This is a genomic window from Pseudomonas sp. CM27, assembly GCF_013179515.1.
GTDB lineage: Bacteria > Pseudomonadota > Gammaproteobacteria > Pseudomonadales > Pseudomonadaceae > Aquipseudomonas.
On sequence record NZ_JABMCN010000317.1, the window covers coordinates 1 to 6069 of the forward strand.

Here is a 6069-nt window from a genome sequence, read left to right on the forward strand (position 1 = left end):
TATTCCGGGCCGATAAAGCCGACCACGGTGTTGACCAGAAACGGCTTGAAATGGCGGGCTACGGCATAGGCGCGGGTTTCACAGGTTTGCTGGTCGACGCCATGGTGGGCGTTGGCCGACAAGGCGCTGCCCTGGCCTGTTTCGAAATACATCAGGTTCTGCCCGACGGTGCCGCGCTTCAGCGACAGCCCAGCCTCGTAGCCCTCCTGCAATACGTTCAGATTGATGCCAAACCCGGCGTTGGCTGCCTCGGTGCCGGCAATGGACTGGAACACCAGGTCCAGCGGCACGCCACGGTTGATGGCTTCGATCGAGGTGGTGACGTGGGTCAGCACGCAGGCCTGGGTGGGAATGTCGTAGCGCTGGATGATTGCATCGAGCATTTCCAGCAGGGCACAGATCGAGGCGATGCTGTCGGTGGCCGGGTTGATGCCGATCATGGCGTCGCCGTTGCCGTACAGCAGGCCGTCGAGAATGCTGGCGGCGATACCGGCTGGCTCATCGGTCGGGTGATTCGGCTGCAGCCGGGTCGACAGGCGCCCGCGCAGGCCCATGGTGCCGCGGAACCGGGTGACCACGCGGATTTTCTGCGCCACCAGCACCAGGTCCTGCACGCGCATGATCTTCGACACGGCGGCAGCCATTTCCGGCGTCAGCCCGGGCGCCAGGGCGCGCAGGCTGTCTTCGTTGGCCTCTTCGCCCAGCAACCAGTCGCGCAGGCCGCCCACGGTCAGGTGGCTTACCGGGCCGAAGGCCTGGGCGTCGTGGGTGTCGATGATAAGGCGGGTAACTTCGTCCTGTTCGTAAGGGATCAGCGCCTCATTCAGGAAATGCGTCAGCGGGATATTGGCCAGGGCCATCTGCGCGGCGACCCGTTCGCCGTCGTTGCTGGCAGCAACACCCGCCAGGAAGTCACCCGAGCGTGCGGGGCTGGCCTTGGCCAGTACTTCCTTGAGGCTGTCGAAGCGGTAGACCATGTTGCCTACCGTGTGTACGAAACTTGCCATACAGAATCTCCAGAGCCGCGGGCTGGCCCGCGGCGGGTGGCGGCAATCAGTGCAGGGTCTCTTCGGCCTGCTGGATCGCGGCGAATTCCTCTTCCGGTGTACCGGCTACCAGGTGGTGGCGGCTGTAGAAAGCAAAGTAGGCAATCAATACCCCATAGATCACTGCCGCGCCAATCACTACCCGTGGGTCGACCAGGAAACCGGCCACCACGGCGACGCAGGCCAGTAGCAGCGCCACGCCCGAGGTAAAGATGCCGCCAGGGGTGCGGTACGGGCGCTCCATCTTCGGCCGGCGGATACGCAGGGTGATGTGCGCGGCCATCATCAGCACATAAGACAGTGTGGCACCGAACACCGCGACCAGAATCAGCAAATCGCCCTGGCCGGTCAGCGACAGCGCGAAGCCGATGATGCCGGGGATGACCAAAGCCAGTACCGGCGCCTTGCTCTTGTTGGTTTCCGACAGTTTGCGCGGCAGGTAGCCGGCACGGGACAAGGCGAAGATCTGCCGGGAATAGGCATAGATGATCGAGAAGAAGCTGGCGATAAGCCCGGCCAGGCCGACCAGGTTGACGAAGCTGCCCATCCAGGTAGAGCCGCCGTAGGCTTTGGCCAATGCTTCGACCAGCGGGTTGCCAGAGGCTTTCAGCGCTTCGGAACCCGCGCCGCCAGGGCCGACCACCAGAATCAGCAAGGCAAAGGCGACCAGCACCAGCATCGCGCCGATCAGGCCGCGTGGCAGGTCGCGTTTCGGGTTCTTGGTTTCCTCGGCAGCCAGGGGCACGCCTTCGACAGCCAGGAAGAACCAGATCGCATAGGGGATCGCCGCCCACACGCCGACGTAGCCAAACGGCAGGAAGCTGCTGGCGCCCACGGCGTCCGTCTGGGCGATGTCGAACAGGTTGGCTGCATCAAAATGGGGCACCATCGCCACCAGGAACACCGCCAGGGCGATAGCGGCCACGGCAGTGATGATGAACATCAGCTTCAGCGCTTCACCCACACCGAAGATATGGATGCCGATGAACACGATGTAGAACGCCAGGTAGATCATCCAGCCGCCGATGCCGAACAGTGACTGGCAGTAGGCCCCGATGAAGGTGGCGATGGCGGCGGGGGCGATGGCATATTCGATCAGGATTGCCGTGCCGGTAAGGAACCCGCCCCAGGGGCCGAAGGCGCTGCGGGCAAAGCCGTAGCCGCCGCCAGCGGTGGGGATCATCGACGAAAGCTCGGCCAGCGAGAAGCACATGCACAGGTACATGGTGGCCATCAGCAGTGTGGCGAGGAACATGCCGCCCCAGCCGCCCTGGGCCAGGCCGAAGTTCCAGCCGGCGTAGTCGCCGGAGATCACGTAGGCCACGCCCAGGCCGACCAGCAGCACCCAGCCGGCGGCGCCTTTTTTCAGTTCACGTTGCTGGAAGTAGTCTGAGCCGACCTTTTCGAAGTCTACGGAAGAGCCTGCCGACGAGCCGGCGGATTGATCGCTTGGCATAGATTCACCTGTTTTTTTTCTTGGTGGCCGGGGGAGGTCCGGGCCGATGGTGATGGGTACTGCAGGAAGCGAGCCAGAGCGGCTGGTGCAGGTTGCCGCCCTGGGTTTTGTGTTTGCAGGCCTGCCCCTTTCGCGGGCTTGCCCGCTCCCACATGAATTGCACAGGTCTTGAAAACCGTGCGGTCCCTGTGGGAGCGGGTTTACCCGCGAAGACGGCGACGCGGTCTAGAAGAAGCCCAACGGATTGATGTCGTAGCTCACCAGCAGGTTCTTGGTCTGCTGATAATGATCAAGCATCATCTTGTGCGTCTCACGCCCGACCCCCGACTTCTTGTACCCGCCAAACGCCGCATGCGCGGGGTACAGGTGGTAGCAGTTGGTCCACACCCGGCCGGCCTTGATACCCCGGCCCATACGGTAGGCACGGTTGATGTCGCGCGTCCACACGCCGGCACCCAGGCCGAACTCTGTGTCGTTGGCAATCGCCAGCGCCTCGGCTTCGTCCTTGAAGGTGGTCACGCTCACCACCGGCCCGAAGATTTCCTCCTGGAACACGCGCATGCTGTTGTTGCCCTTGAGCAGGGTCGGCTGGATGTAGTACCCGGTAGCCAACGCACCCTCCAGTTTCTCCACCTTGCCGCCGGTCAGCAGCTCGGCGCCTTCCTTCTGGGCAATGTCCAGGTACGACAGAATCTTCTCGAACTGCTGCTGCGAGGCCTGGGCGCCGACCATGGTGTCGGTGTCCAGCGGGTCGCCGCGCTTGATTTGCAGCACCTTCTTCATCACCACTTCCATGAACTGCGGGTAGATCGACTCCTGGACCAGTGCGCGCGACGGGCAGGTACACACCTCGCCCTGGTTGAAGAACGCCAGCACCATGCCTTCGGCAGCCTTGTCGATGAAGCTCGGCTCGGCCTGCATGATGTCTTCGAAGTACACGTTCGGCGACTTGCCGCCCAGTTCGACAGTGGAAGGGATGATGTTTTCGGCGGCGCATTTCATGATGTGCGAGCCCACCGGGGTGGAGCCGGTGAAGGCGATCTTGGCGATGCGCTTGCTGGTGGCCAGTGCTTCACCCGCTTCGCGGCCATAGCCTTGCACCACGTTGAGCACGCCTTTTGGCAGCAGGTCGCCGATCACTTCCATCAGCACGGTGATGCCCAGCGGGGTCTGCTCGGCCGGTTTCAGCACCACGCAGTTGCCGGCGGCCAGGGCCGGGGCCAGCTTCCAGGCAGCCATCAGGATCGGGAAGTTCCACGGGATGATCTGCCCGACCACGCCCAGCGGCTCGTGGATGTGATAGGCCACGGTGCCTTCGTTGATCTCTGCTGCGCCGCCTTCCTGGGCGCGGATGCAGCCGGCAAAGTAGCGGAAGTGGTCGACCGCCAGCGGGATATCGGCATTGAGGGTTTCGCGGATCGGCTTGCCGTTGTCCCAGGTTTCGGTGATGGCCAGCAGTTCCAGGTTCTGTTCGATACGGTCGGCGATTCTCAGCAGGACGTTGGAGCGGTCCTGCACCGAGGTCCGGCCCCAGGCGTCAGCCGCAGCGTGGGCGGCATCCAGGGCTTTGTCGATGTCTTCGGCAGTAGAGCGCGGGAATTCGGCGATCGGCTGACCGTCCACCGGAGAGGTGTTGGTGAAGTACTCACCCTTTACCGGAGGAACGAACTCACCACCGATGTAGTTGCCGTAGCGGTTCTTGAAGGAAACCTTCGCGCCTTCGGTACCGGGATGTGCATAACGCATGGTGTGTCTCCTGGCTATTGTGTTTGTTAGGGAGTTGGAAAGCGTAGAGCAAAGGTCGGGCCAGCGTTGGCAGCACCAGGCAAATCAATGGCTTGGCTCAGCATCCAGCAATTTGCCGCGCAGCTCTGTGCCAGCATCGGTACGCCCGCAGTGACACTTTGTGCCATTTGCGACACGTCACCGGAGGGTGCATTGCAAACCCTTCCAGGGTAGAGGATGCTGACTGGACTCTCTATCTGCGGAGAACTACAACAAATGCAGAGCAATCATTTCAGTCACCATGCCCGGCAAGTGCATAGCGTGGCCCACGGCGGGGCCGGGGAGGGCGCAAGCGATCCGTCCATCGCCCGCTCATGGCTGCGCTGCCTCGAGGACTACCACCTCGACCCGTCGGTGGCCCAGGCGCCGGTGGTGCTCGAACATGGGCGCCTGCTGGAAAGCCGCGAGCGCCTGCGCCAGGCGCTGCGAATAGCCGATCATGAAATGAACAGCCTGCACCAGCAGCTTTCCGGGGCCGGTCATGCGGTGTTGCTGACCGATGCCCGCGGTGTGATCCTGAATTGCGTCAGCGCCCCTAACGAGCGGCGCAGTTTCGAGCATGCCGGGCTGTGGCTGGGCGCCGACTGGAGCGAGGCACGCGAGGGCACCAACGGCATCGGCACCTGCCTGGTCGAGCGCCAGGCGCTGACCATCCACCAGAACGAACACTTCCGCGGCCGTCACACAGGCCTCACCTGTTCCGCCAGCCCGGTCTTCGACCCGCATGGCGAACTGCTGGCGGTGCTCGACGTGTCTTCGGCGCGGCCCGACGTTTCCCGGCAAAGCCAGTTCCACACCATGGCCTTGGTGAACTTGTCGGCGAAGATGATCGAAAGCTGCTATTTCCTGCGCCATTTCGAGCAACAGTGGCTGCTGCGTTTTCACTTGCAGGCTGAATCGGTCGGCCTGTTCAGCGAAGGGCTGTTGGCGTTTGACGGCGATGGGCGTATCTGCGCCGCCAACCAGAGCGCGCTGAACCTGCTGGGCAGCGTGCGCGGTGGCGTGCTGGGCAAACCCCTGGAACGCTTCTTCGCCTGCAGCCACGATGATCTGTTCAGCCGCGCCACACCCGGTGGCAGCACCGCCTGGCCGCTGCGTACCCTGGACGGTCGTCAGGTCTTCGCCAGCCTGCGTGGCCAGGCCCGTGCGCCGGTGTGGTCGGTGCCTATCGGCCAGCCACGCCCGGCGCGCGAAGTGGAGCCGCTTGTGTGCCTGCTGGACGCGGCCCTGCAAAACGACTTTCGCCGCAGCGTGCGGGTGTTCGAGCGTGATGTGCCGCTGCTGCTGCGCGGCGAGACCGGCTGCGGCAAAGAGGCCTTCGCCCAGGCCGTGCACCAGGCCAGCGAGCGGCGTGGCAAGCCGTTTGTCGCCATCAACTGTGCCTCGATCCCGGAGAGCCTGATCGAGAGCGAGCTGTTTGGCTATCGCGGCGGTAGCTTTACCGGTGCTCGCAAGGAAGGCATGCGCGGCAAGTTGTTGCAGGCAGACGGCGGCACCTTGTTGCTGGACGAGATCGGCGACATGCCGCTGGCCCTGCAGACCCGTCTGTTGCGGGTGCTGGAAGATCGGCAGGTGGTGCCTATCGGTGGCGAGCCGCAGGCGGTGGATGTGCGGATCGTCAGTGCCACGCACCGCGACTTGCTAGAGCGAGTCGAGCAGGGCGGTTTCCGCGAGGACCTGTATTACCGCCTGAATGGCCTGGAGGTAGCGTTGCCGGCGGTGCGCGAACGCAGCGACAAGGCGCAGTTGCTGGACTTTCTGCTGCGCCAGGAGGCGCACGGG

At 63.7% G+C, this 6069-nt stretch carries 4 protein-coding genes; 1 reads left to right on the forward strand and 3 read right to left on the reverse strand.

Translation table 11 applies throughout. The features are described 5' to 3' along the window. From eutB to HP547_RS26605, 3 genes are all read right to left on the reverse strand, one after another. Positions 1-1007, reverse strand: a 1007-nt coding sequence (eutB, locus tag HP547_RS26595) for an ethanolamine ammonia-lyase subunit EutB (protein WP_172288394.1), incomplete at its 3' end; no start/stop codon positions are given. A gap of 46 nt (positions 1008-1053) precedes the next feature. Then, entirely contained in the window at positions 1054-2502 is a 1449-nt protein-coding gene (eat, locus tag HP547_RS26600; RefSeq protein ID WP_172220535.1) for an ethanolamine permease, read from the reverse strand. 225 nt (positions 2503-2727) lie between these two features. Continuing rightward, positions 2728-4248 carry an aldehyde dehydrogenase family protein gene (locus tag HP547_RS26605; protein WP_172220532.1) on the reverse strand — a complete coding sequence of 507 codons (1521 nt, stop codon included), beginning with the start codon at positions 4246-4248 and terminating at the stop codon, positions 2728-2730. A gap of 255 nt (positions 4249-4503) precedes the next feature. Between HP547_RS26605 and HP547_RS26610 the strand changes: the two genes are divergently transcribed. Beyond that, on the forward strand, positions 4504-6069 hold a 1566-nt coding region (locus HP547_RS26610; RefSeq protein ID WP_172288396.1), incomplete at its 3' end, for a sigma-54-dependent Fis family transcriptional regulator.